The sequence below is a fragment of the Hymenobacter sp. M1-2 genome (assembly GCF_057808495.1).
Map to the genome: position 1 here is coordinate 1 of NZ_JBTYZO010000022.1, position 23,060 is coordinate 23,060.

The 23,060-nt window shown below is 58.2% G+C and carries 20 protein-coding genes; 12 read left to right on the plus strand and 8 right to left on the minus strand.

Going from position 1 to position 23,060, the window contains the following annotated elements; genetic code table 11:
• Positions 1 to 130 precede the first annotated feature (130 nt).
• Positions 131 to 1,099 (plus strand): bestrophin family protein, encoded by a 969-nt coding sequence (locus tag ACYSMN_RS19280; protein WP_488925542.1) that lies wholly within the window; start codon positions 131 to 133, stop codon positions 1,097 to 1,099.
• Positions 1,100 to 1,316: 217 nt separating this feature from the next.
• On the opposite strand, the gene ACYSMN_RS19285 is transcribed toward ACYSMN_RS19280, so the two are convergent.
• Positions 1,317 to 3,248 carry a right-handed parallel beta-helix repeat-containing protein gene (locus ACYSMN_RS19285; RefSeq protein ID WP_488925543.1) on the minus strand — a complete coding sequence of 644 codons (1,932 nt, stop codon included), beginning with the start codon at positions 3,246 to 3,248 and terminating at the stop codon, positions 1,317 to 1,319.
• 256 nt (positions 3,249 to 3,504) lie between these two features.
• Between ACYSMN_RS19285 and ACYSMN_RS19290 the strand changes: the two genes are divergently transcribed.
• The 3 genes from ACYSMN_RS19290 to ACYSMN_RS19300 all read left to right on the plus strand — a co-directional run bounded on the left by ACYSMN_RS19290 (position 3,505) and on the right by ACYSMN_RS19300 (position 8,421).
• Positions 3,505 to 5,076 carry an FAD-dependent oxidoreductase gene (locus tag ACYSMN_RS19290; protein ID WP_488925544.1) on the plus strand — a complete coding sequence of 524 codons (1,572 nt, stop codon included), beginning with the start codon at positions 3,505 to 3,507 and terminating at the stop codon, positions 5,074 to 5,076.
• A gap of 94 nt (positions 5,077 to 5,170) precedes the next feature.
• Positions 5,171 to 6,055, plus strand: coding sequence for a cyanophycinase (locus ACYSMN_RS19295; RefSeq protein ID WP_488925545.1), 885 nt, complete (start codon positions 5,171 to 5,173; stop codon positions 6,053 to 6,055).
• A 230-nt stretch (positions 6,056 to 6,285) separates the two neighbouring features.
• Complete coding sequence (locus ACYSMN_RS19300; RefSeq protein ID WP_488925546.1) at positions 6,286 to 8,421, plus strand: FUSC family membrane protein; 2,136 nt, start codon at positions 6,286 to 6,288, stop codon at positions 8,419 to 8,421.
• Positions 8,422 to 8,636: 215 nt separating this feature from the next.
• On the opposite strand, the gene ACYSMN_RS19305 is transcribed toward ACYSMN_RS19300, so the two are convergent.
• The 3 genes from ACYSMN_RS19305 to ACYSMN_RS19315 form a co-directional block, all read right to left on the minus strand.
• On the minus strand, positions 8,637 to 9,557 hold the full coding sequence (locus ACYSMN_RS19305) for an NADP-dependent oxidoreductase (protein ID WP_488925547.1): 921 nt from the start codon (positions 9,555 to 9,557) through the stop codon (positions 8,637 to 8,639).
• Positions 9,558 to 10,258: 701 nt separating this feature from the next.
• Positions 10,259 to 10,831, minus strand: coding sequence for a DinB family protein (locus ACYSMN_RS19310; RefSeq protein ID WP_488925548.1), 573 nt, complete (start codon positions 10,829 to 10,831; stop codon positions 10,259 to 10,261).
• 120 nt (positions 10,832 to 10,951) lie between these two features.
• Entirely contained in the window at positions 10,952 to 13,006 is a 2,055-nt protein-coding gene (locus ACYSMN_RS19315; protein WP_488925549.1) for a S9 family peptidase, read from the minus strand.
• A 155-nt stretch (positions 13,007 to 13,161) separates the two neighbouring features.
• On the opposite strand from ACYSMN_RS19315, the gene ACYSMN_RS19320 reads away from it, so the two are divergent.
• The 3 genes from ACYSMN_RS19320 to ACYSMN_RS19330 all read left to right on the plus strand — a co-directional run bounded on the left by ACYSMN_RS19320 (position 13,162) and on the right by ACYSMN_RS19330 (position 16,135).
• Positions 13,162 to 13,890 (plus strand): class I SAM-dependent methyltransferase, encoded by a 729-nt coding sequence (locus ACYSMN_RS19320; protein WP_488925550.1) that lies wholly within the window; start codon positions 13,162 to 13,164, stop codon positions 13,888 to 13,890.
• A 62-nt stretch (positions 13,891 to 13,952) separates the two neighbouring features.
• The gene (locus tag ACYSMN_RS19325) at positions 13,953 to 14,861 is read left to right on the plus strand and encodes a LysR substrate-binding domain-containing protein (RefSeq protein WP_488925551.1); all 909 of its coding nucleotides are present in this window, start codon (positions 13,953 to 13,955) and stop codon (positions 14,859 to 14,861) included.
• Positions 14,862 to 15,103: 242 nt separating this feature from the next.
• Positions 15,104 to 16,135 carry a YeiH family protein gene (locus ACYSMN_RS19330; protein WP_488925552.1) on the plus strand — a complete coding sequence of 344 codons (1,032 nt, stop codon included), beginning with the start codon at positions 15,104 to 15,106 and terminating at the stop codon, positions 16,133 to 16,135.
• A gap of 109 nt (positions 16,136 to 16,244) precedes the next feature.
• On the opposite strand, the gene ACYSMN_RS19335 is transcribed toward ACYSMN_RS19330, so the two are convergent.
• On the minus strand, positions 16,245 to 16,421 hold the full coding sequence (locus tag ACYSMN_RS19335) for a hypothetical protein (RefSeq protein ID WP_488925553.1): 177 nt from the start codon (positions 16,419 to 16,421) through the stop codon (positions 16,245 to 16,247).
• 149 nt (positions 16,422 to 16,570) lie between these two features.
• On the opposite strand from ACYSMN_RS19335, the gene ACYSMN_RS19340 reads away from it, so the two are divergent.
• From ACYSMN_RS19340 to ACYSMN_RS19360, 5 genes are all read left to right on the plus strand, one after another.
• Positions 16,571 to 16,816, plus strand: coding sequence for a hypothetical protein (locus tag ACYSMN_RS19340; RefSeq protein WP_488925554.1), 246 nt, complete (start codon positions 16,571 to 16,573; stop codon positions 16,814 to 16,816).
• Between the two features lie 50 nt (positions 16,817 to 16,866).
• Entirely contained in the window at positions 16,867 to 17,592 is a 726-nt protein-coding gene (locus ACYSMN_RS19345) for a hypothetical protein (protein ID WP_488925555.1), read from the plus strand.
• A 181-nt stretch (positions 17,593 to 17,773) separates the two neighbouring features.
• Positions 17,774 to 18,907: a hypothetical protein gene (locus ACYSMN_RS19350; RefSeq protein ID WP_488925556.1), complete on the plus strand. Its 1,134-nt coding sequence runs from the start codon at positions 17,774 to 17,776 to the stop codon at positions 18,905 to 18,907.
• An 84-nt stretch (positions 18,908 to 18,991) separates the two neighbouring features.
• Complete coding sequence (locus ACYSMN_RS19355; protein ID WP_488925557.1) at positions 18,992 to 20,029, plus strand: DUF3089 domain-containing protein; 1,038 nt, start codon at positions 18,992 to 18,994, stop codon at positions 20,027 to 20,029.
• 49 nt (positions 20,030 to 20,078) lie between these two features.
• Positions 20,079 to 20,705 carry a DUF6624 domain-containing protein gene (locus ACYSMN_RS19360; RefSeq protein WP_488925558.1) on the plus strand — a complete coding sequence of 209 codons (627 nt, stop codon included), beginning with the start codon at positions 20,079 to 20,081 and terminating at the stop codon, positions 20,703 to 20,705.
• 148 nt (positions 20,706 to 20,853) lie between these two features.
• Here the strand turns inward: ACYSMN_RS19360 and tsf are convergent, their stop codons facing one another.
• The 3 genes from tsf to rpsI all read right to left on the minus strand — a co-directional run bounded on the left by tsf (position 20,854) and on the right by rpsI (position 23,028).
• The gene (gene tsf / locus ACYSMN_RS19365) at positions 20,854 to 21,693 is read right to left on the minus strand and encodes a translation elongation factor Ts (protein ID WP_488925559.1); all 840 of its coding nucleotides are present in this window, start codon (positions 21,691 to 21,693) and stop codon (positions 20,854 to 20,856) included.
• A gap of 162 nt (positions 21,694 to 21,855) precedes the next feature.
• Positions 21,856 to 22,623 carry a 30S ribosomal protein S2 gene (gene rpsB, locus ACYSMN_RS19370; RefSeq protein WP_488925560.1) on the minus strand — a complete coding sequence of 256 codons (768 nt, stop codon included), beginning with the start codon at positions 22,621 to 22,623 and terminating at the stop codon, positions 21,856 to 21,858.
• Positions 22,624 to 22,641: 18 nt separating this feature from the next.
• Positions 22,642 to 23,028, minus strand: coding sequence for a 30S ribosomal protein S9 (rpsI, locus tag ACYSMN_RS19375; protein ID WP_185888855.1), 387 nt, complete (start codon positions 23,026 to 23,028; stop codon positions 22,642 to 22,644).
• Positions 23,029 to 23,060: the final 32 nt, after the last annotated feature.

A 23,060-nucleotide genomic window follows, 5' to 3' on the forward strand; every position in this document is an offset into this window, starting at 1 on the left:
TGGTCCATTTCGTTGCGGCCTTGTTGTGGCTGCGCTAATTGTCCGTACAACCTAGAGCCACCAGAACAATCAACCATTTAACCATTAGCAATTCAGCCATTTAACAATTCAACCATTCACTCAGTAAAAAATGTACGTTCGGAAAAACATTCGCTGGCACATCACCTGGAAGTATGCCCGGCAGAGTCTGCTGATCTTTACGGTCTATTCCGCCATGGTATGCCTGCTTTACGGGCCGCTTGGCGTAAGCTATATATCCATTCCGTGGCAGCCGGTGGCGCTGCTGGGCACGGCGGTGGCGTTCTACATCGGTTTTAAGAATAACGGCTCCTACGACCGTTTCTGGGAGGGGCGGCAGCTGTGGGGCGGCATCGTGAACTACAGCCGTACGTGGTCCGTGCAGGCGCTGGAATACGTGACGTCGGTGGTGGATGCGCCGGGGGTGGATGCGCCGGCCGCTTCGGGAGCGGAGTTAGCGCTGCGCCACCGCCGCCTCGTATACCGGCAAATAGCGTGGGTAAACGCGGTGCGCCTGAACCTGCGCCGCCAGCCCGATCTGTGGGACACCGACGTAGCGCCCTTCCTCGATCCGGCCGAGTCGGCTGCTGTGCGGCGCAAGCAGAACCCACCGGCCCACCTGCTGCGCCAGCAAGCCGCCGACCTGCGCGTGCTGCGCGAGGAGCGCGGCCTGCTCAACGATTTCCAGCACGTGAACATGATGCAGAGCCTGGAACAGCTCTTCAATCTGCAAGGCGGCTGTGAGCGAATCAAGAATACGCCCTTTCCACGCCAGTATGCTTATTACAGCTTCGTGTTTGTGTGGCTGCTCGCGGCGCTGCTGCCGCTGGGCCTCATCGGCGAATTTGCCAAGCTCGGACCTTCCCACATCTGGCTTACCGTGCCGTTTTCGGTGCTCGTCTCGTGGGTGTTCAACACCATCGAAGTAGTAGGCCACACCTCGGAAAACCCCTTCGAAAACGAAATCAACGACGTGTCCATGACGGCTATCTGCCGCACCATCGAAATCGACCTGCGCGAGATGCTCGGCGAAACCCACCTGCCCCCCAAGCTGGCTCCCATCGACGACGTACTATACTAGATTGGTTTTTGGTTGTTGGTTTTTCGTTTTTGGCTTTTGTTGTTCGATTCTTACTACGAAGCTGTTTGAGAAGTCCATTCGGTCATGCTTCGACAAGCGGACGCTAAAGCAAGCATAACGTTCAGGAGGATTTCAGATGACTTCCTAAACAGTTTCTATCACAAGATCTACACGACCAAAAACGAAAAACCAGCAACCAACAACTAACAACCAACAACTAATAGAGCACCAGGCGCTGGCTTTGGCGGCTGTCTTCGGTTTGTAGGGTGCAGTAGTACACGCCGTTGGCCAGTTTGTAAGTGTCGGCAGCCAGGGTAAAAGTGTGCGGGCCGGCGGCTTGCGGCGCGTCGAGCAGTACGGCTACGCGCTGGCCGGTGGCGTTGTGTAGCTCCAACCGCACCGACCCGGCTTTGTCGAGCGTGTAGGCCACAGTGGTGCGTTCAGCGAAGGGGTTGGGGAAATTGCGGAACGGTAGCTCAGTCGTGCCGGAAGTAGCAGCCAGCGGGGTTGCCGTGCTGAACTCCACGGCGCCGGGGTCGAACTGGGCCGTGCCGTCGCGGTTGCCGTCTTGCGGGCGGGTGGTGCCGAGCTGGTCGGTGCTGAGGCCGGCCACGGCCACGCCCGCGTCAATAAGCGGACTGGTAGGTAGCAGCGCGTGCACGGGCATAGTACGTCCGGCCACCGTTACGTTTTGGAGCATAGGGCTGAGGCGCAAATCGGCCAGATAGGTGGCACTGGGAATATTTTGAATTGCGCCATTTGCGTTCTGCACGAAATTACCCCCGCCGCTCAGGGCCGGGAAGTTGACGTTTTGCTCACGCTGCCCATCAAACCCAGCGCGGTTGCCGCTGAAAATGCAATTCGTCAAAGTCAGATTTTGCGCGTTGGGCGCCCCGGCTATCCAAATAGCGCCGGCTTGTCGGTCGGCTTTGTTGTTGACGAAGGTGGTATTGGTGATTCGAATGGGCACGTTGGCGGGCGTGTTGAGAATAACGGCGCCGCCAATGTCGCCGCCACCGGTGCTGGTGGCCGCTTGGTTGCCGCTGAACGTGCAATTCTCGAACGTTATGCCCTCGGGTCCGCGGCAGTCTATCCAGACGCCGCCACCTTGCGCCGCTACGCTGTTGTCGGCGATGGTGCAGTTGCGGACCAGCAGCGACGCTCGGTCGCGCACGTGAAATGCCCCGCCTTTGGAATCGTTGAACTGGCCGCCGCGCACTACGGTGTTGTGCGCGATAGTCGTGTTTTCAATCACATATTTATCGCGCGAGTAGCCCCACAGGAAAAACCCGCCGCCCAGCCCCCGCACCACGCTGCTATCGATTTGGCAGTTGCGAATGATAGTGGTGCCGCCAATCATGTCTTCGCGCTCGGTGCCGTTGCAGCCATCCTGGAAAATAGCGCCGCCCGATTCGGCCTCGCTCTTTCTGAACAGGCAGTTTTCCACTTCCAGCCCCCCGAGCAGCACGTAAATACAGCCGCCATTAACGCCTTTGTTGCGCCGGAACGTGCAGTCCCGCACTTCCAGCTTGGCGTTGCCGCCCACGCCGTTGGAAAGCACTGTAGCGCCCGGCCCGCCGCCATAGGTGGAAATGGCGCCCGCGCTGAATCCGTCGCCCGCCACGGAGCCATCGTTGTCGTTGAAAGTGCAGCCAATTACGGTGGCGCGGGCGCCGTAGCCTACGAAGAGGGCCCCACCCCGTTCGCCCACGTTGTTCAGGAACCGGCAGTTTTCCAGCCGCAGTGTGTTGGGGTCGAGCAGCTCGATGGCGCCGCCGCGCAACGTGTTGTTCGGGTTGGTGTCCGTGGCCCGGCCGTTGGCGAAAGTGAGATTCTTGATGCTGACCGTCACGAAGCTGTAATCGATGAGCAGGATGCGCACGGTGTTCTGGCCGCTGAGCCGGAGGTTAGCAGCCGCCTGTCCATCTATGGTGACGCTCTTGTTGAGCGTGAGCTGCGAAGCAAGCCGAATGGTCTGGTTCGCCAAGCTCGGCGCAAACACGATTTGGTCACCGTTAGCGGCCGCCGTTAGTGCCTCGCGGAGCGTGCCGGCACCACTATCCGCGCTGCTCGTTACGGTGCGCGTAGTTTGGGCACGCAGCTCCGCGGCAGTCAGTAGAATACTGAGTAAGAGTATGATTTTCCTCATGACGACCAATTGTGTAGGGGGAAGATAAATCAAGTATAGGGTTTCTTTCGACCGCTTCAAAAAGGCATTGGGCGTTTTCTGGCGAGATTAGTACATCTTAACAGAAAGATGATACTGAGTGGAATAGGTGAGTGCTTTTTTCATAATTCCTATATCCGCCTGGCTTTGCATCTACGGTTGAATATCTAAGCTCCACCTTAACCTCGATGGAAAAGCGGGCGTATGGAAGAAGCACTTCACCTCTTCCCGCTCGTCTATGGCCAATCAGCCCAACCCCGACCGCACCTCCGGCACCACCCAAACCTCATGGTTTGCCACCGCTCCTTCGCTGCCTTCATTTGTCAAACTCACTGGCCCCACCACCACCGATGTAGTGGTAGTAGGAGCGGGCATTGCGGGCCTGACTACCGCCTATTTGCTAGGCAGAGCAGGTAAAAAAGTGGTGGTGCTGGAAGATGGCGAAATCGGGTCTGGCGAAACGGGCCGCACGACGGCGCACCTCTCCAATGCCCTGGACGACCGGTACACCACGCTGGAAAATCTTTTCGGCAAGGAAGGCGCCCGCCTCGCCGCCGAAAGCCACGGCGCCGCCATCGATAAGATTGAAGAAATAGTGAAGCGCGAAAAGATAGCCTGCGACTTCGAGCGCCTCGATGGCTATTTGTTTCTGCCCAAGGACGGTAAAGCGAAGGAACTGGACCAGGAGCTGGAAGCAGCCCACCGGGCGGGCCTCATCGACGTGCGCCGCCTACCCGATGCAGGCGTGCAAGGCTTCACGACGGGCGAGTGCTTGGTGTTTCCGAACCAAGGCCAGTTTCACATCCTCAAATACCTAAGCGGGCTCGCCAATGCTATTACGCGCCAGGGCGGCCGGATTTTCACGCACACCCACGCCTCCAAGGTAAAAGGTGGTAGCAGCGCCGGCGTCACCACTACCGAGGGCCACGAAGTGGAAGCCGATGCCGTAGTTATTGCCACCAATACGCCATTCAACGACCGAGTGGTGATGCACACCAAGCAGCACCCTTACCGCACGTACGTGGTGGGCGCGCGGGTGCCCAAAGGCTCTGTCACGACGGCCTTGTACTGGGATACCGCCGACCCGTACCACTACATTCGCCTGCAAAAAGTGGATGCTGGTCCCCGCGGCGGCCAAACCGACTACGACCTGCTCATTGTGGGCGGCGAGGACCACAAAACCGGCCAGGAGCCCGAGCCGGAAGACCATTTGCAATGCCTCGAAGACTGGACGCGGGAGAATTTCCCCACTGTTAAGGGCATCGACTACCGGTGGTCGGGGCAGGTGATGGAGCCGGTAGATGGTTTGGCTTATGCCGGCCGCAATCCGCTCGACGAGGAGAACGTCTACATCATCACCGGCGACTCCGGCCACGGCATGACGCACGGCACGCTCGGCCCCATGATTGTGACGGACCTGATTCTGGGCCGCGAGAATCCCTGGGCCAAACTCTACGACCCGGGCCGCGTGACATTGAAGTTGGAATCGGTGAAGGAGTACGTGAAGGAAAATATCAACGTAGCCGCCGAATACACCGACCTGCTCACGGGCGGCGAGGTGAAGAGCGCCGAAGAAATAGCTCCCGGCTCCGGCGCCGTAATAGGCCGCGGCCCTCTGAAAGTAGCCGTGTACCGCGACCCCAAAGGGCAAGTGCACGAGTGCTCGGCCATTTGCCCCCACCTGCACTGCGTGGTACACTGGAATTCGCTGGAAAGCAGCTGGGACTGCCCGTGTCACGGTTCCCGGTTCACGGCATACGGCCAACTCCTGAGTGGCCCCGCCAACGAAGACCTGGCCTCTGTTGAGTGACTTCTTTAGTACGCTAAAATCACTGATTTTTCCCGCGTAGGCTGCATATCGCAGGGCTGCGAGTCATTCTTTTGCCCTTATCCCGGCTATTGCCATGCCCGCCAAAAAAAATAAAACCGCTCCGGCGGCTGCCTCCGCGGAAGCTACTTGCCCGCACCCACTGGGTATGCTCATCGCTATTGGTGGGCACGAACAGAAAAACCTGCCCAATGATGCCAATGAGGATATGGCCGATGCCGTGATTCTGCGGCGGGTGGTGGAAGAAATAGGGGGCCGGGGCCCGATTCTGGTGCTGCCCATTGCTTCGGAAGAGCCTCAGGAAGCCGCCGAAGACTACGTGCGGGTGTTCCGCCACTTCGGGGCGGCGGGGGTGGAAGTTCTCAATATAAAGGCCCGCCAGGCTGCCGATACCGAAGAGAGTCTACGCCTGCTCAACGAGGCGGCCGGGGTCATGTTTACGGGTGGCGACCAACTGCGCCTCACGGCCCTGCTTGGCGGCACCGAGTTTCAGCGCCGCCTCAAGGAGCGCTACTCCCACGAGAACTTCATTATTGCCGGTACCAGCGCCGGCGCGTCGGCCATGAGTACGCCCATGATCTACCAGGGCCGCAACAATGCCGGCATGCGCAAAGACGAAATCCACATCACCACCGGCCTCGAATTTCTGCACAATGTGGCCATCGACACGCACTTCGTGGCGCGGGGCCGTATTGTGCGCATGGCTCAGATTATTGCCACCAATCCCGCGTGCGTTGGGCTGGGGCTGGAAGAAGACACGGCCGTCATCGTCACCAAAGGCCGGGAGCTGGAAATCATTGGCAGCGGCATGGTGGTAGTGCTCGACGGCATGAGTATTACCGACACCAATATCCACGAGGTGCAGCCCGGCGAAACCTTCTCCATCCGCGACCTGCGCCTGCACCTACTCAGCAGCGGGCAGCGGTATACGCTACCTATCTTCGAGCAGATGCACGCCTGAGCGAATCGTAATCAACTGTTAACCAAAAAGCCACGTGGGATGCTGCTGTTCTTGCAGCGTACCACGTGGCTTTTTGGTTGGTTTTGAGGACAAATAATAGGCGTTCAGAGGTTCGAAAACGTGTTTGCTCTCTATGCTGGCTGAGGGGTAGCAACTGATTTTGCGGTAGTTTAGCCCACGGTTCTTCTGCCGCGCGGGTGCTTTCAAACCTGTCGCTGCCTGCCGCCTCCATGAACGACCACGCCCGCCAGTTTCGCTACTTCTTCTTCAGCCAGGATTTTTCGGATGGCCTGCGCACCACGCTGGCCGTGCTGGGGCCAGGCGTGCTGTTGGGCTGGTTGGGGCAGTTGGAAGCGGGCCTAGGCGTGGCGCTGGGCGCGTTGTGCGTCAGCATCACCGATACGCCGGGGCCAGTAGTGCACAAGCGCAACGCTATGCTCGTAACGACGGCGCTGCTGCCAGTACTGTCTTTGCTGACGGGGCTGGTACAACCGTATTTGTGGCTGCTGGGGCTGGAAATTGGGGTACTCAGCTTTGTGTTCACGCTGTTTCTGGTGTACGGCAACCGCGCCGCTTCAGTGGGCACGGCGGGCCTGCTGCTCATCATCTTGATGATAGACCGCACACTCACTTGGTCGCAACTGTTGGCGCACACGCTGCAAGTCACGGCTGGGGGCCTGTGGTATCTGCTGCTGAGTTTGCTTTCCAACCATATCCTGCCGTATCGGCCGGCGCAGCAGGCGCTAGGGGAGTGTATTCGGGTAGTGGCGGGCTTTCTGCGGCTGAAGGCGGAATTTTACCGCACCGGCACCAGCCTCCAGGAAGACTACCGCCGCCTCATGACGCAGCAGGTAACGGTGAGCGAAAAGCAGGATGCCGTGCGGGAGCTGCTGTTCAAAACCCGCCAGATGATGCAGGAATCCACGGGCACGGGGCGGCGGCTGGTCCTCACCTTCGTAGATGTGGTAGACCTCTACGAGCAAATCACGGTCACGTACTACGATTACGCTGCCTTGCACACCCGGTTCGAAGCCACCGGCGTGCTCGATGCCATTGCGGACCTGGTGGAAAAACAGGCTACAGAACTGGAAAGGATTGGGTTTGCCATACAAGCCAACCACGGCTACACTTCGCCCGCAAATCTGAACGGCGCGCTAGAACAGATCAAAGCCCGCATCGATACGCTGGAAGACCCCGCTCAGCCCGGCCACACGCGGGTGCTGAAGAAGATTCTGGTGAACCTACGCAACCTCACCCAGCGGTTGCAAGACATCCAAGCATATTTCGATGTCAACGCCCCCGCGGCTACTGGCCGGGAGCTGGAGTTTGGGCGCTTCGTGGCCCACCAAAGCTTCACTCTCAGCCAGCTCCGCGACCATCTGACGCTCAGCTCTGGCGTTTTCCGGCACGCCATGCGCATGATGCTGGCTTGCCTGGCGGGCTTCGTGGTGGCGAAAGTGCTGCTGCCCGGCCACCACAGCTACTGGATTATCATGACCATCACGTACATGCTCAAGCCCGCCTTTAGCCTCACCAAGCAGCGCAACATTCACCGGGTGCTGGGCACGCTGGCGGGCGGCGTAATTGGCGGGCTGGTGCTGTGGCTCGTCCGCGACCAAGCCGTGCTGGTGGCATTGCTGGCCTTGTTTATGCTCACTTCCTTCAGCTTCACGCGCAGCAACTACATCGTGGCCGTCACGTTCATGACGCCCTTTGTGCTGATCCTGTTTAGCTTTCTGGGCCTGCCTTACCTGGCCGTGGTAGAGGAGCGGATTTTAGATACCGTGCTAGGCTGCCTGCTAGCCTTCGGAGCCAGCTACCTGCTGTTTCCGCGTTGGGAATCCGACCAGCTGCACGACTACATGAAGGCGGTGCTGCGCGCCAACCTGCGCTACCTCCAAACGCTTCAGGAAACCCTCGTCGGCTCTGCTGTGGCGGTTGTCGATTACAAATTGGCACGCAAGGAGGTGTACGTCAGCTCCGCGAATCTAGCGGCGGCGTTTCAGCGCATGTCGTCGGAGCCGCGCGGCAAGCAGCACCGCCCCAGCGAAGTGCACGAGTTTGTGGTGCTGAACCACATTCTGTCCTCCAACGTGGCATCCATCACGTCCGCGCTGCTGGCCGGCGAAACCCGCCCAGTGTACGCCAGTACCCTGTTACGGCCCGTGCGCCAGGCCCAGCAAGCCCTGCACCGCAGCCTCCGCCGCCTCGACCCCACCGAACCCGAAGTTCCGGCTGCCGCTCCCACCGAAACCCCCAAACCACCCGATACCGCCCTTGCCGACTCGCACCTCACTGAGCAGCTCGACTTCATCCAAAAAGTCAGCAGCGACCTGGATAAGGTGACGGAGGAAGTGCTGGGGTAGGGGAGTTCTGGTATCTTGCTTCAACAAATCGAATAAGTAGCAACCCTACGTTGCGGCGGCAGTGTTGTAGAAAACCAGGCCTACAACGCTCCCGCGCCGCCTAGCGGTGCCAGAGCCGCCCAGCCATCTGGCACCGCTAGGCGGCGCGGGAGCTAACGCAGTTGGCTCAAGACTGCCGCCAGATGACCGACAGATTGTGAAGTGCCGGAAGTGGGTTAGTGGAGAGGCTGTAAGATGATTTTCCCCTTGGTGTGTCCCTCTTTAGACAACTTCTGCGCCATGCCAACCTGCGCCAGCGGAAAAACCTGGGCCACCCGTGCATGGAGTTGGTGGGTTTCCACAAGCTGGCTGATCTGGTCCAGTTCTTCGCGGTTGGGCTGGCTGTACACCCGTACCGCCCGGATGCCGAATTGTGCTTCCTGCTCCGGGGTCGGGAAGGCCACGGCCGTAACTAGGGTGCCGCCTTGCTTCACGCAAGCGAAAGCTCGCTCAAAAGTGTTTCCTCCAACCGCGTCGAACACGACATCCATGTCCGAGACCACGTTCTCGAACGGCTGCGTGGTGTAGTCCACGAACTCGTCGGCCCCCAGGCCCCGGACGAACGCCTCGTTGCCGCCCGAAGCCAGGCCCGTCACGACGGCCCCCTTGGCTTTGGCCAGCTGTATGGCCAGCGCGCCCACGCTGCCGGCGGCCCCGGCAATCAGCACGCGCTCCCCGGCGCGAAGGTTGGCCAAATCAAACAGGGCTTGCCAAGCGGTGAGCGCGGCCAACGGAATGGCCGCCGCTTGGGTGAAGTCCAGCGCCGCAGGTTTGGGTGCTAGCGCTTCCGGCTTGGCTAAAACATACTCGGCGTAGCCACCGGCCTTGACCGTACCGTACACTTCGTCGCCCACGCGCGGCTCCGTGACGCTTTCACCCACCTGCGCCACCACCCCGGCAATTTCGCTGCCCAGAAAAATGGGTAGCTGCATTCCGAAACGAACACCCGCCCCGTCGCGGATCTTCCAGTCTATCGGGTTTACGCTGGCCGCGTACACTTTGACTAACACCTCGTCGTGGGCGGGCTCCGGCGTGGGTACGTCCACCAGTTGCAGAACGCTCTCGTCGCCGTACTGGTTAATCTTGACTGCTTGCATATTATTTCTGTTGATTGATAAAGGCGGTTGTCGCCGCCGAAAAGCAGGTGGAGTACCTGACGCTGCAAAAGTCGCACTGGCCGGCTGGACTAGGGTTTCGCTACTCAAACCAGTTTCTGTATAATTCAAACAACTGGTTGCGGCCGGAAGCTGCCGGGCGTATGTGTGGGCTGGCGCTTTAACACGGTGCGGGACTTGCTTTCGTTGTTTCGCCCTTGATCATGACCGTATCGCCACAGTCCGGTTGCTTGACTGCCGATTTGACTATAACGCCGTAACGAGCCAGGCCCCGCTAATTTCCAGGCACGCTCTTAACCATAATTTCTGCGCTGCTCATACTACTTAACGGGCTACTGGTCGTGGGGCCGGACTTGAGTCTGGCCAGCAGCAGTAATCCGCGCGTAGCCGCCGAGAATACTATATTACTACGGATTGACGAATTGAAGTCGTCTGCGACTGAGCTGTAAGTTTTTCTTATTCGGTTCTCGCCACCCCCGAAGCCCCCAAGCCCCCCGCCCCCGCCGACTCGCACCTCACCGAGCAGCTCGACTTCATCCAGAAAGTCAGCAGCGACCTGGACAAGGTGACGGAGGAAGTACTGGGGTAGGAGGGCTGTTCCAGCTCGTTGTGCTCTGCCACAAAATACAGGTGGGCTGTCTTGAGCATGGCGCAGCCAAGCGCAGACGGTCACTTACCGGAAGCTACTTGGAAGATGCTAGGTACTCTTGCTTGTTGCGCTGCATCTGCGTCAGGTGCCGCTGGCCGTGCTGGGCCAGGAAGTAGAGGTATTCATACACATCAATCTTGCCTAGCTCGTTCACCGTCATGGTAGTGCGATATAGCACTCCTTCGCCATGGCGCAGCTGTTGGAGGCAATCCAGGCATTCGGCTAGCTGCCCGTGCAGTTGCTGCCGTACCTCCGGCCAAGTCTTCTCTCCATGCGGCTCCATGTGTTCGGGCCGCATCCAGTCGAAGGAACGGTGAATACCTATTTCACTCAGCTTCTCTCGGTGAAACTGGTAGCTCGCTAGCTCTGAGGCTAAATCCAGGTTGCGCGTGTTGAGCAAGGCTTTTTGCGTGCCTTTGCGAATTAGTTTGAGCAGGAAGAAATTAGTCAGGCCAATATGTTCCAGAATCTGCTGTACGCTCCAACCACCACCGCTAGGCTGGTATTCTCGCACGGCTTCGTCCTTATCGAACCACGCATCAATGTGCGTAAACGAGCTAGTAAGCTGTTCTTTGATTTCTGTGAGTAAAGCTGAAACGTCCGTCATAAGATTGAGTGGAGATGAAGAGCCAACGCAGCTGGCTCGAGACTGCCTAGTAAGCTCAAGTACGAAAAAAGCCCGCCTGGAAGAACCAAGCGGGCTTTTCGATCTACATAATGCAGAAGCTTACTTGGCTGGTTGCGCCTCTGGTTTCAGCGAGCGGGCCAGCCAGTCGAAGAACACGCGGTTCCAAAGCACCGAGTTCTGCGGCTTGCTGATCCAGTGGCCTTCGTTGGGGAAGTATAGGAACCGGCTCGGAATGCCGCGCAGCTGCGCCGTGCCGAAAGCCTCCATGCCCTGGTTTTCAGGCACCCGGAAATCCTTGCCGCCATGGATGACGAGCATGGGCGTATCCCAGTTTTTGGCAAACTGCTGCGGGTTGAAGTCGGTGTAGGTTTTGTTGAGCTTGGCGTCCCAGGGGGTACCTTTCAGGTCCTGGTTGGCGAAGAACATTTCCTCGGTGGTGGGGTACCAGCTGGTAAGGTTGTAGAGGCCGCAGTGCGCAATGAAGGTCTTGAATCGGCCCTCGTGCTTGCCAGCCAAAAAGTACACCGAGTAGCCGCCGTAAGAAGCGCCTACGCAGCCGCGCCGGTCCTTATCCACGTACGGCTCCGCACTCACGGCATCAATGGCCGACAGATAATCCCGAATGGGCTGCCCGCCCCAGTCGCCGGAGATGCTGTTGTTCCACTCCGTACCGAAGCCCGGCAAACCGCGCCGGTTGGGAGCCACCACAATGTAGCCGTTGGCGGCCAGCAGCTGAAAATTCCAGCGGTACGAAAAGCTCTGCGTAATCGGGCTCTGCGGGCCGCCTTGGCAGTACAGCAACGTAGGGTACTTCTTGGCCGGGTCGAAGTCGGGTGGGTAGATGACGTAGACCTGCATCTGCTTGCCGTCGGTGGTTTTTACCATCCGCGCTTCGGTCTTGCCCGTCTTCACGCCGGCCAGCTCTTGCTGGTTGATATTGGTGAGCGGCGTTTCGCGGCCGGTTTTCAGATCCACGCGCACGAGGTCGGCGGGTTGGGCTTGGGTGGTTTTGTTGGCAATGGCCACATCGTTGCCAGCCAGCTCGAAGGCGTTGTAATTCTGTGCGCCCTTGGTCAGCTGCTTGATTTTTCCGCCCTTGCTCGGCACCGAAAACAGCTGCTCCGTGCCGGCCAGCACGCTCACGAACACAATGCTTTTGCCATCGGTAGTCCAGCGAATATTGCCGGCGCTTTGTTCCGAGCCAGCCGTGATGTCCACTTTCTTCTTGGTCTTGAAATCGTACACCACAATGCCGTTGCGGTCCGCCTCGAAGCCCGGCGTCGCCATGCTCAGCCAAGCCACTTTGCTGCCATCGGGCGCGAAGGCGGGTTCGGTATCGTAGCCGCCCAGGCCCTCGCTCAGGTTCTGCGTTTGGCCGGTACGCACGTCGTAGAGGTAGATGTCGGAGTTGGTGCTTAGCGCTTCGGCTTTGCCTGTGAGCTTGCGCGAGGTGTAGGCGAGCCGGTACCCATCGGGCGCGAAAGTCAATTGCTCCGAACCACCCAGCGGCTGTAGCGGGGCGTCAAACTTCTCGCCCGCCATCACGTCCTTGCCGTAGCCCGTGGGTTTGCCATCGTCGCCGATGGGCTGGAAGAACACGTGCGAGGCTTTGTAGTCGTCCCAGGCGTTCCAGTGGCGGTAGTTCAGGTCGTCGATGATTTTGGCGTCGGCCTTGGGCAGGTCTGGGTAGATGTCCTGCACGGTCTGGCCGGTTTTTACGTCCTGCGTGTACAAGATGAATTTGCCGGTGGGCGCGTATTTGAGGTTGCTCAGGCCCTCGTCAGGAAACTGGCTCAGTAGCTGCTTGCCCGTACCGTCGGCATTCATCACGTAGAGCTGGTCGGTGCCACTTTCCCCGGAAATGAAGGTCAGCTTGCCATCCGGCCGCCAGTTGATGGTGTTTTCGGAGCCGGGCGTGTTGGTGAGCTGCCGGGCCGCGCCGCCTGCTACGGGCACGGTCCAGATGTCGGAGTTGCCCTTATTGTCGGCTAGGGAATAGCGCGTCACGGTGTACGCCACCGTTTTGCGGTCCGGCGACACCTGCATTTCGCCCAGGCGCCCCAGTTTCCAGAGCAGCTCCGGCGTGTATACGGTTTGTTGCGCCGCCGCAGTTAGCGGCAACAGCGTCAGCGCAGTCAAAAGTGGTTTTCTCATCAGTAAATAAGAGACAAAATTAGTTGACCAAGGTAGATAGAAAGCGGCTACTCTGATAGGCCCGTCTGCGCCCATCATTTTCTCATCCAATTGTGGCCGACGCGAATTTGGCTACATTCGGCCCGTTTAATTGCCTTACCACCAAGCCATTTCTCATGCAACAAGCCGCGGTTCTGTTCCTGCTTTTGTTTCTGACTGGCTACCACAGCTACGGGCAGTCGGCTCCCGACACTCCGGCCAAGCCAGCAACTCTTTCTTCCGCCGCCTCACCGCCTGATACCGCCTACGCCGAACAACTGGCAGCCGAGCGGAAGAAGTGGAATTTTGTACTCACCGATTCGCTGGCGCGGCTGCGGGTTCTTAATGCGGCTCCCAATGCCCTGCTGGCCCAAACCGTGCAGGGGCGCCCGCCGGGCACCGCGTTGGATGTGGGCATGGGGGAAGGGCGCAACGCCATTTTTCTGGCTCAGCAAGGTTGGCAGGTAGTTGGGGTCGACATTGCCGATCAAGCTCTGACTCTGGCGCAAAAAAAAGCCACCGCCGCCAAGGTGAAAATCACTACCGTGGTAGAAGACGTGGACCGATATTATTGGGGCACAAGTAAATGGGATCTAATAGTGCTGTCCTACGCCGGTGGGCGCGAGTACGCCAAGAAGGTGATGCAGGCTTTAAAGCCCGGCGGCATCGTGGTGCTGGAAGGTTTTCATGAGGACGCGGCCAAAGAGCGTAAAATCGGCTCCGGCGTAGTGTTCGGCACCAATGAACTGAAGAACCTCTACACGGCGGCTGGTCTGAAAATACTGCGCTACGAGGAGCCCATGGCCGTGGCTGATTTCGGCAAGCAAAACGTGCGTCTGGTGAAGATGGTGGCTCAAAGGCCCTAAAGTCGGAGGCAAATGAGGGCCGTAAGGTAACCGCCACGCCAGATTTCGCGCTACTTTCGTTTATGCCCGATTTTCGTTTGCGCGTTTTTCAGTCGGTGGCCCGGCACCTGAGTTTCACCAAGGCGGCGCAGGAGCTTTACATCACCCAGCCCGCTATTACCAAGCACATTCGGGAGTTGGAGCGCAGCTACGGGCAACGGCTGTTTGAGCGGCGCGGCAACCGCGTCAGCCTCACCGAAGCCGGCCGCTTGCTGCTCCAGCACGCCGATGAAGTGGAAACTCTGCATCAGCAGCTCACCGACCAGCTCCACGCCCTGCACGACGAAACCGCCGGCCGCCTGCGCCTCGGCGCCAGCACCACGCTGGCCCAGTACGTGTTGCCGCCCATCTTGCCAAGCTTCCAACAGCGCTACCCACAAGTGCAGCTCAGCCTGCTCAATGCCAATTCCGAACAAATCGCCGAAGCCCTCCTCCATGGCCACCTCGACCTCGGTTTCGTGGAAGGCCAGGTCCGCAGCCGCGACTTGCACTACGAACTGCTGCTGCACGACGAGCTACAAGTAGTGCGTAAAGCCACACCCGCAGGCCCACCGCCCGCACCGCTGCCGCTAGCCACACTGCTCCAACAGCCGCTCGTGCTGCGGGAGCGGGGTTCCGGTACGCTCGAAGTATTGGAATATGCGTTGCGCAAGCACGGCATTAAGTTGTCCAGCCTGCGCGTGGCCCTTTACCTTGACAATACCGAGGCCATCAAATCCTATCTAGAAGCCGCCCCGGAGTGTTTAGGCGTAGTCTCGAAACGGGCGTTGGCGAAGGAAGTAGCCGCGGGCCGGTTGGAAGCAGTACCCGTGTTGGACTTGCATCTGCCCCGCCATTTCGATGCCGTGTGGGTGCAGGGCCAGCCGCTATCGGCCCAAGCGCAACGGTTCCTCAGTTTCGCCCGCAAGCACCTCGACGCGGTAACGGCATAAGCAGCATGAAGCTATGTGGCACGGACTTCAGTCCGTAGCCTGCCGTGTTAGGGCTATATAACTCTATAAACCAGTCGTTTCACATTTGCCGCCGCTGATTAGCTGGCGTAAGGCTACGGACTAAAGTCCATACCACGGTTCCTACTTCAATAACCTGAGGTAATAATTGATAATCATTTTTGATTATCGATAGGGGAGGGAGCTACGTACTTTTGAGGGCCGTTGCTGATGGCCTTCTCGCCATGAAAATTACCCATCCCGTCCCCCCATACTCACCCACCCGATTGGAACGCGCGCAGAATATCTCTGCCGCATTCCTGGGGCAAACTTTCGTTGTAGCCGGTCTGCATCTTTCGCCGCGGGTTGTTCTATTTCTGGTAGCTCTAGCCGTTTGCCTGTCGCCGTGGGGCTCTCCGCCGCTGGCTTTGGCTCTGGGGCTGCTGATAGCGCTGGCAGTTGGCAATCCATTTCCGGTTCAGAGTAAGCGATACACCAGCAAGCTGCTCCAATGGTCGGTTATAGGGTTGGGCTTTGGGCTGAACGCGCAGCAGGCCATGCAAGCCGGGCGTGAAGGACTGCTTTTTTCCGTGGCATCCATTGCGGGCACGCTCACACTCGGCTACTTCGTGGGGCGCTGGCTCGGCATCGACCGGAAGACTTCCCACCTCATTGCCAGCGGCACCGCCATTTGTGGCGGCAGCGCCATTGCGGCCGTTGGGCCAGTGTTGCGTGCCGAGGAGGGACAAATGTCGGTGGCGCTAGGCACGGTATTCATCCTGAATTCGGTGGCGCTGTTTCTGTTTCCGGCCATCGGCCATAGCCTGCACCTAAGCCAGCATCAGTTTGGCTTGTGGGCCGCCATTGCCATCCACGATACCAGCTCGGTAGTGGGAGCGGCCAGCCATTACGGCAACGAGGCGCTGCAAATTGCAACCACCGTTAAGCTGGCCCGCGCCCTCTGGATTATTCCAGTGGCTTTCGGTACGGCCTTCCTCTTCAAAACGCCCGGCGCCAGCATCAAGCTGCCGTACTTCATCCTCGGCTTCGTGGCCGCCATGCTGCTGAACACTTACGTACCGGCATTGCAGCCACTAGCGCCAGTGGTTGTGCAGCTTTCCAAAATTGGCCTCACGCTCACGTTATTTCTGATTGGTGCGGGCTTGTCGGCGCCGGTGCTGCGCTCAGTAGGGGCGCGGCCTTTCGTGCAGGGTGTGCTGCTGTGGGCGGTTATCTCGGCTGCTTCGCTCTGGGTGGTTCTGCGCACAGTGGCGTAACGGAAGCCTCCTCATCAGTCTACATATAAGACGCAAAGGCCCACCATACGCTGGTGGGCCTTTGCGTTTGCAGAACTCCTTCTCCTCAGAAGCAGAACTGCAATCTGAATTACTTCTTGCGGCCGGAGCCGCTCTTTTTACCGCCGCCGTCTTGCTTGTTGACGGTAGCCCAGGCGCGTTTCTCGGCTTCTTCTTCCGGAACGCCGCGCTTCTCGTAGCTTTCTTCGATGTGCTCAGCTTGCCGCTTTTGCTTGTCGGTGTAAGCCGATTTATCTCCTTGTGGCATGATGAAAAGGCGTAAAAGTGAAACGATACGTGTCACGTGGCTATACGGCAGGTGGTACGGGGCGTTATGCTGAGCTTCTGTTGTGTTGAGCTTGCGGCGGCCTGCGTTGGGCTGCCTATCTTCGTGCTTTGCTAAGTGTAGTTTTCACCATGCGCCAGCTCGCCGACATTCCGCACCTCGAAGTCAAAATCACGCTTTTCTCCTGGAACGGCAAGTACCTCATCAAGCTCGAAAAAGGGCCGCTGGAACAGACTTATAAGGTGAGCGAGTTGGATATCACCAGCGAAGAAGACGTGCACGCTCTGCTCGACACGGAGTTTCTGCAAGCCGCCATTGCCCGCTTCACCGACATGCGCGCCGATTTGCAGGCCGCTTTCGACCGGCACGACTTATAATTTTGCCCGCGCGAATTCCGCGTTTACTCATTTGCTCACGTCGTTTTTGTATGAAAACCGCCTCGACTCTTCTGCTTTTGCTGTCACTACTGCTGGCGCGCCATTCGGCTTCTGCTCAGCTTTATGAAGTGCGTCAAAGCAGCATCAACCACGAAAAGAAGGAACGGTCGGCGCTAAAAGTGCAGGTGGAAGCCACGCCCGAATGGACGCGCGACTTCTGGCAAGCCTGGCTCAAGGACACCTACAACATTCGGGTGAAAGGCAACGGCCTGATGGGCGTCGGCAAGCGCGACATTCTGACGGCCAAGCAAGTGCCGGCGTCCAGCGTGTCGGGCAAGCTTATCGACCTCTACGCCATCGTGATGGCCCCTTCCGATACTATCACCGAGCTGGCCGTATTCGCCGCTTTTAACTCGGATTCTTATTTCGACCCGGAAAAGACGCCGAGCGAATACGCTGCCCTGCGCAGCATGGCCACGAGTTTTGCTTCCGCGGCTCGTATGAAGGCCTACCGAGAGCAAATTACGATGGCGGAGAAGGAGCTGCGCGACACGGAGAAAGAGAAGGAGCGCCTCGAAAAAGAACGAGTTACTCTCAACGCCAACACCCAAAGCAACCTCGATAAAATCGAAGCACTCAAAAAGGTGAATGCCGAAAACAAGCTCAAATCCAGCCAGGACTCGGTGCAACTCATCACCAACGCTCAGCTCATGGAAGCCCGCAAAGCCAAGCTGCAACGCCGCCGCGACCGGCTAGCCACCCTGGACCGCAAATAGAACAAGTATTTCTCCGCATCTTACATCCCCGTTATCTGCTGGCAGGTACCGGGGATGTTGCTGTAAAGTACCACTGACTTGGTCCCCGACTTTGGGGCTATTTATTCGTAAAGGGCGAAATTGCTTCGCCACCCAGCCGTGTCGGTTGCGCCGGACACGCAAGAAGCGCTCAATCAAAACTATGGAAAAGGACCCGTCGCCACTGGACACCCTGCGGCAGCTCAAGGAATGGCTCGATGCCGGCACTATCACGCAGCAGGAATTTGATGCGCTAAAGCGGAAGTTGCTCTTCAATGAAGCCGCCACTACGCCTGCTGCGCCAGTTGCCCCAATAGCTCCCGCTCCGCCTTCCCCACCAGAGCCGACCACCATTTCGCCGGTTGAGGAACCGTTGCTGCCGCCGGTAGTACACCACCACTTCAGGCCGGAGTCACTGCCCTCAACAATTCAGCCTCCCGCCACGCCCGACGAGCCGCTAAGCCGTCCGGTTAGCGCTGGTCGTCCAGAAGCTTCGCCCTCCGCGCCCGCGCCGGAACAGTATGCTGCTGCTGCCGACGACACTGAAGAAGTGGAAGAAGCGCCCTACACCGCGCCCGCTAAAAGCCCGCTCGGAACCATTCTCATCATTGGCGGCATTGTGGCGTTGTTGGCGCTGGTTGCCTACCTGATGTTGGGCAAGCGGGAATCGGAGCGGCTCACCAGCACTTCCCAGACGGCGGCCGATTCTTTGGCAGTAACGCCCGAAGTAGGCCCGCAGGCCGAGCAGATTGACTTGCCTCCGGCGTCGGTTCCCGAAACCGTGCGCGTGGCTGCCCCGGCTGCGCCTCCCGTGGTTGCTACTCCCGCCGCCACCGATACGGCCGCTACAGCCACTCTTTCTACTCCCGCTGCTCCCGAGCCTGCCCCAGCCAACGACAATACGGCCGTAACCCGCGCCCAGCAGGTGCTAGAATCGTACTATGCCGACCTCGCCGCGGCTCCGTTCAGTGCCGCGCAGTATTTCGCACCCACCGTGGAGCGGTTTTATACTTTGTCGAGCACTACGCCCGACGCTATTGATGCGGAATTAGCCAAGACGCACTTTCCTGAGTTCACCGAAGCTTCCACCCAAATCGAGCCGGGCAGCCTGAAGGTAAGCCCGCCAGTCGCCGACGGCTCCCGCGTGGTTACCTTCCGGGAGAAGAGCCAGGCGTTTCGGCAGTCTTTGCAAAAGCACCAGCAAACCAGCGCGCAGGTACGCGTACGGCTCGATAAAGACTTCAAAATCGTATACCTGCGGCAGGAAAAGCTCCTCGAAAACACGTTCACCGACTAAGCTCCACCGCCGTATCTTTGCGCGCAACTATCCAACACGCGCCGCCGAAGTCCGGCGGCGCGTGTCTGCGTTTTGTATAGCCTTATGAATCTGTTCTTTCGCGGCAGCTTGTTGCTCTTGGGCGTAGTACTCGGCTCATGCCTGAGCGTTATCAAACCCCGGCGGGAATTTGCGCGCTATCCCGCACCCACCGCTCCCGACTACGCACAGATAGCCAACTGGGCCGCGCTACCCACCATCCGCGATTCGGCCGATGCCGTGCCTCGCCATTCTAGTCTGCGCGATGAGCAAGCTACCGCCCCGGCCGATGTCTTCTTCCTGCACCTAACGACGCTCATTCGGCCCACGGGCTGGAACGCCGACCTCGTCAACAAAAGCATCAATCAATTCACGGATAAGGTCAGCCTCATGCGTCAGGCCTCGGTATTCAACGCTGCCGGCCGCATCTACGCTCCACATTACCGGCAAGCTGCCCTGTATTCCTTCTTCGACAGTAGTGGCAACGGCCCGCAGGCCTTGGAACTGGCCTACGCCGATGTGAAAGCGGCTTTCACGTATTACCTGGAGCATTACAACCAAGGTCGCCCCATCATTCTAGCCGGCCACAGCCAGGGCGCCTACCACGCTCGCCGCCTGTTGCAAGACTTCTTCGACCACGACCCCAAGCTGCGCCACCAGCTCGTCGCGGCGTATCTGGTAGGCTTCGAAGTGCGGCCCGAGTTGTACCAAGTGCTGCGTCCTTGCCAAGACTCGCTGCAAACTGGCTGCTACGTGAGCTGGAACGCCGCCGAGTGGGGCTACGACTATCCGCCCTATCGTGGTACCGTCGTCACCAACCCGCTCACCTGGACCACCGACACCGCCGCGGCTCCCGCGACCCTCAACCGCGGCGCCGTCCCCTACAATTTCGACCGCGTGGACCCGCACCTCACTGCCGCCAAAATACACGACGGCCTCCTGTGGGTTCATCCACCCAAAGTTGGTGGCTACCCTCGTTTTCTGCTGCCCGGCCGCCCCGAACTCCGCCATTCCTTCCACCTCGCCGATTACGGCCTGTTCTACCTGAATGTGCGCCAAAACGCCGTAGCGCGAGTGCGGGCTTGGCAGCAGACAAATCAGTAGGAGATTTTTCTTCTTAAATTTAGCTTACTCGCAATCAGTCAGTTTTAGCATGAAAAAACCGATTATTCTTCTTATTGGATTGTTGGCTGGCAGAGCTGCCGCCGCACAATCTGCGCCGGTACTATTGCCGAAGCTCAGCAAAACACTCGACAGTTTGGCCTACGTAGACCAATGGCCCATGCAGCAAATGATGCAGCAAAAAGCAGATAGCGCGGGCCGAAACTTAGTAGAGGTAGAAAAATCTAATTTCGCACGGCATCAACCGATTCTGGAAGCCATTATAAGGAAGTACGGCTTTCCGGGCTTCAAGCAAGTAGGCAAAACAAGCTCTGACAATTTTTGGCTTCTGGTGCAGCACGCCGACGCACATCCTGAATTTCAGCGGCAAGTGTTGCGCCTAATGTTGCCAAATGTGCAGAATAAGAATGCCAACTCAGTATACTATGCCTACTTAACTGACCGAGTAGCAATAAACTCAGGCCAATTAGAGGAGTATGGCACGCAAGTAGTTTATGAGGGCCCCGGGCTTGGTAAAGCGGTTCCTAAGTCATTGCGCGACCCCAAAAACGTGAATAAGCGCCGTGCGGCGATTGGAATGGAGCCGTTGGAAAATTACTTGGAGATGATGACTAGCACGCATATAGAGATGAACACGCCAAAACCCTCAGCTAAGTAGCAAGCAGTGAGATTTTATCAAGCTCATTAATTTCCATATTATTGAATTACGCCTCAATACTAACATCCTACTGCTCAAGTAAGCGTACCACTAAAAAGCCCCGCCGGCACAAGGCCAGCGGGGCTTTTTATTCACTTAAACCTAGAGCTTAAGCGCCGATAGCTACGCGCTTGAAGTCCGTGATGGTCAGGCCTTTTTGGGTCTTGTCGAGCAGTTGGCTGATAGTCAGCGAGCTGTCCTTCACGAACTCCTGGTTCAGCAGGGTATTCTCTTTGTAGAATTTGTTGAGCTTGCCCTGGGCAATCTTCTCCAGCATGGCTTCGGGCTTGCCTTCAGCGCGCGCCTGCTCCTTACCGATTTCGATTTCACGCTCCACGGTAGCCGAGTCCACGCCGTCTTTGTCGAGGGCCACTGGCTTCATGGCTACGATTTGCATGGCTACGTCGCGGCCAACGGCAGCTACGTCGGCACCGCCTACGTTCTTCATGCCCACCAGAACGCCCTTCTTGTTGTCTGAGTGGATGTACGAAGCCACCTTCTCAGCCGTCATGTTTTCGTACGCTACCACGTCCAGCTTCTCGCCGATTTTGCCCATCAGGTCGGTGATGTGCTCTTGCAGCGAACGACCATCTTCCTGCGCGGAAGCCAGCAGATCTTCTTTGGCGGCGGCGTTGCTTTTCAAAGCCGCGTCCAGGATTTGCTGCGCCAGGTTGCGGAAGTCAGCCACTTTGGCTACTGGCTCCGTCTCACAAGCCAAAGCAATCAGTTTGCCGTTGGTGCCGTCTTCGCTCACTGCGGCCAGCACGAGGCCTTCAGCCGTAGCGTTTTCTGCGCGCTTGTCAGCAATTTTCTGGCCCTGCTTGCGCAAGATGTCGCGCGCGGCTTCGAAGTCACCTTCGGCCTCGGTCAGAGCTTTTTTGCAATCCATCATGCCCGCACCGGTCATGGTGCGGAGCTTGTTCACGTCTGCGGCGGTAATTGCGGCCATTTCTTTAAAGTAGTTAGGAGCTGGAAGCTAGGAGTTAGAATGAGAGAAAAGTAAAAGAAGGTTATGGAAAGAAGCTAGGAGCTAAAAGTCAGACCTGAGTGGGCAATTGCCGGCATCACAGATTCTAACTCCTAGCTCCTAGCTTCTAGCTCCTGCAAAGACCTATTCGTCGGCAGCTTGCTTCTCCTGGATGCCTTCTTCTTCGGCTTGCTTCTTGTCGGCGTCTTCTTTGTCGACCTTACGCTCCGAGAGACCTTCTTCGATAGCCTTACCGATGGCACCTACGATGAGTTGAATTGACTTCGAGGCGTCGTCGTTGGCCGGAATCGGGAACTGTACCAACTCAGGGTTGGAGTTCGTGTCGCAGATAGCAAACACCGGAATGCCCAATTTCTGCGCTTCTTTCACGGCAATGTGCTCCCGCTTCACGTCTACCACGAACAGGGCAGCAGGCAGGCGGCTCAGGTCGGCGATGCCGCCGAGTACGCGCTCCAGCTTCTCCCGCTCGCGCGACATCATCAGCTTCTCGCGCTTAGCGAGGGCGGCGTAGGCCGTATTTTCTTTCACCATCTTGTCGATGGTGCTCATTTTCTTCAAGGACTTGCGCACGGTGGCGAAGTTGGTGAGCATGCCGCCCAGCCAACGGTCGGTTACGAACGGCATTTTGAGGCGGGTAGCCTCTTCCGTTACGATTTCCTGCGCTTGCTTCTTGGTGGCCACGAACATTACCTTACGGCCGCTCTTAGCAATGTTGCGGATGGCCGCAGCTGCCTGGTCGAGCGAAACGAGGGTTTTGTTCAGGTCGATGATGTGGATGCCGTTCTTCTCCATGAAGATGTACGGCGCCATTTTCGGGTCCCACTTGCGCGTAAGGTGGCCAAAGTGGGCACCGGCATCAAGCAGTTCTTTATAGGTGGTGGACTGAGCCATGATAAGTTTCCTCTGGGATTAGCGTTTCGAGAACTGGAACGAACGACGGGCTTTGCGCTTGCCGAATTTCTTGCGTTCCACCATGCGCGGGTCGCGGGTCAGGAAGCCTTCTTTTTTCAGCGCCGGGCGAACCTCAGCGTTGTCGCCCACAAGGGCTTTCGAGATGGCCAGACGAATAGCTTCGGCCTGAGCCGAGATGCCACCACCGCGCACGTTCACCTTGATGTCGTACTGGCCGACTTGCTCGACCGTTGCCAAAGGCTGGTTCACGATGTTTTCCAGGAGCTCGTTGCTGAAGTAAGCTTTGATATCCCGGCCGTTGATAGTGATATTCCCTTGCCCGGCCTGCATGTAGATGCGGGCCACCGAGGTTTTTCTTCTACCAGAGGTGTTGGAGATTTCCATTAAGTGAAGAATTAAAGAAAAAAGAGGCCGAA

Excerpts from the sequence above, each read along its gene's own strand:
- ACYSMN_RS19280 (WP_488925542.1), top strand. The coding sequence starts at position 131 with ATGTACGTTCGGAAAAACATTCGCTGGCACATCACCTGGAAGTATGCC.
- ACYSMN_RS19285 (WP_488925543.1), bottom strand. The coding sequence starts at position 3,248 with ATGAGGAAAATCATACTCTTACTCAGTATTCTACTGACTGCCGCGGAG.
- ACYSMN_RS19290 (WP_488925544.1), top strand. The coding sequence starts at position 3,505 with ATGGCCAATCAGCCCAACCCCGACCGCACCTCCGGCACCACCCAAACC.
- ACYSMN_RS19295 (WP_488925545.1), top strand. The coding sequence starts at position 5,171 with ATGCCCGCCAAAAAAAATAAAACCGCTCCGGCGGCTGCCTCCGCGGAA.
- ACYSMN_RS19300 (WP_488925546.1), top strand. The coding sequence starts at position 6,286 with ATGAACGACCACGCCCGCCAGTTTCGCTACTTCTTCTTCAGCCAGGAT.
- ACYSMN_RS19305 (WP_488925547.1), bottom strand. The coding sequence starts at position 9,557 with ATGCAAGCAGTCAAGATTAACCAGTACGGCGACGAGAGCGTTCTGCAA.
- ACYSMN_RS19310 (WP_488925548.1), bottom strand. The coding sequence starts at position 10,831 with ATGACGGACGTTTCAGCTTTACTCACAGAAATCAAAGAACAGCTTACT.
- ACYSMN_RS19315 (WP_488925549.1), bottom strand. The coding sequence starts at position 13,006 with ATGAGAAAACCACTTTTGACTGCGCTGACGCTGTTGCCGCTAACTGCG.
- ACYSMN_RS19320 (WP_488925550.1), top strand. The coding sequence starts at position 13,162 with ATGCAACAAGCCGCGGTTCTGTTCCTGCTTTTGTTTCTGACTGGCTAC.
- ACYSMN_RS19325 (WP_488925551.1), top strand. The coding sequence starts at position 13,953 with ATGCCCGATTTTCGTTTGCGCGTTTTTCAGTCGGTGGCCCGGCACCTG.
- ACYSMN_RS19330 (WP_488925552.1), top strand. The coding sequence starts at position 15,104 with ATGAAAATTACCCATCCCGTCCCCCCATACTCACCCACCCGATTGGAA.
- ACYSMN_RS19335 (WP_488925553.1), bottom strand. The coding sequence starts at position 16,421 with ATGCCACAAGGAGATAAATCGGCTTACACCGACAAGCAAAAGCGGCAA.
- ACYSMN_RS19340 (WP_488925554.1), top strand. The coding sequence starts at position 16,571 with ATGCGCCAGCTCGCCGACATTCCGCACCTCGAAGTCAAAATCACGCTT.
- ACYSMN_RS19345 (WP_488925555.1), top strand. The coding sequence starts at position 16,867 with ATGAAAACCGCCTCGACTCTTCTGCTTTTGCTGTCACTACTGCTGGCG.
- ACYSMN_RS19350 (WP_488925556.1), top strand. The coding sequence starts at position 17,774 with ATGGAAAAGGACCCGTCGCCACTGGACACCCTGCGGCAGCTCAAGGAA.
- ACYSMN_RS19355 (WP_488925557.1), top strand. The coding sequence starts at position 18,992 with ATGAATCTGTTCTTTCGCGGCAGCTTGTTGCTCTTGGGCGTAGTACTC.
- ACYSMN_RS19360 (WP_488925558.1), top strand. The coding sequence starts at position 20,079 with ATGAAAAAACCGATTATTCTTCTTATTGGATTGTTGGCTGGCAGAGCT.
- tsf (WP_488925559.1), bottom strand. The coding sequence starts at position 21,693 with ATGGCCGCAATTACCGCCGCAGACGTGAACAAGCTCCGCACCATGACC.
- rpsB (WP_488925560.1), bottom strand. The coding sequence starts at position 22,623 with ATGGCTCAGTCCACCACCTATAAAGAACTGCTTGATGCCGGTGCCCAC.
- rpsI (WP_185888855.1), bottom strand. The coding sequence starts at position 23,028 with ATGGAAATCTCCAACACCTCTGGTAGAAGAAAAACCTCGGTGGCCCGC.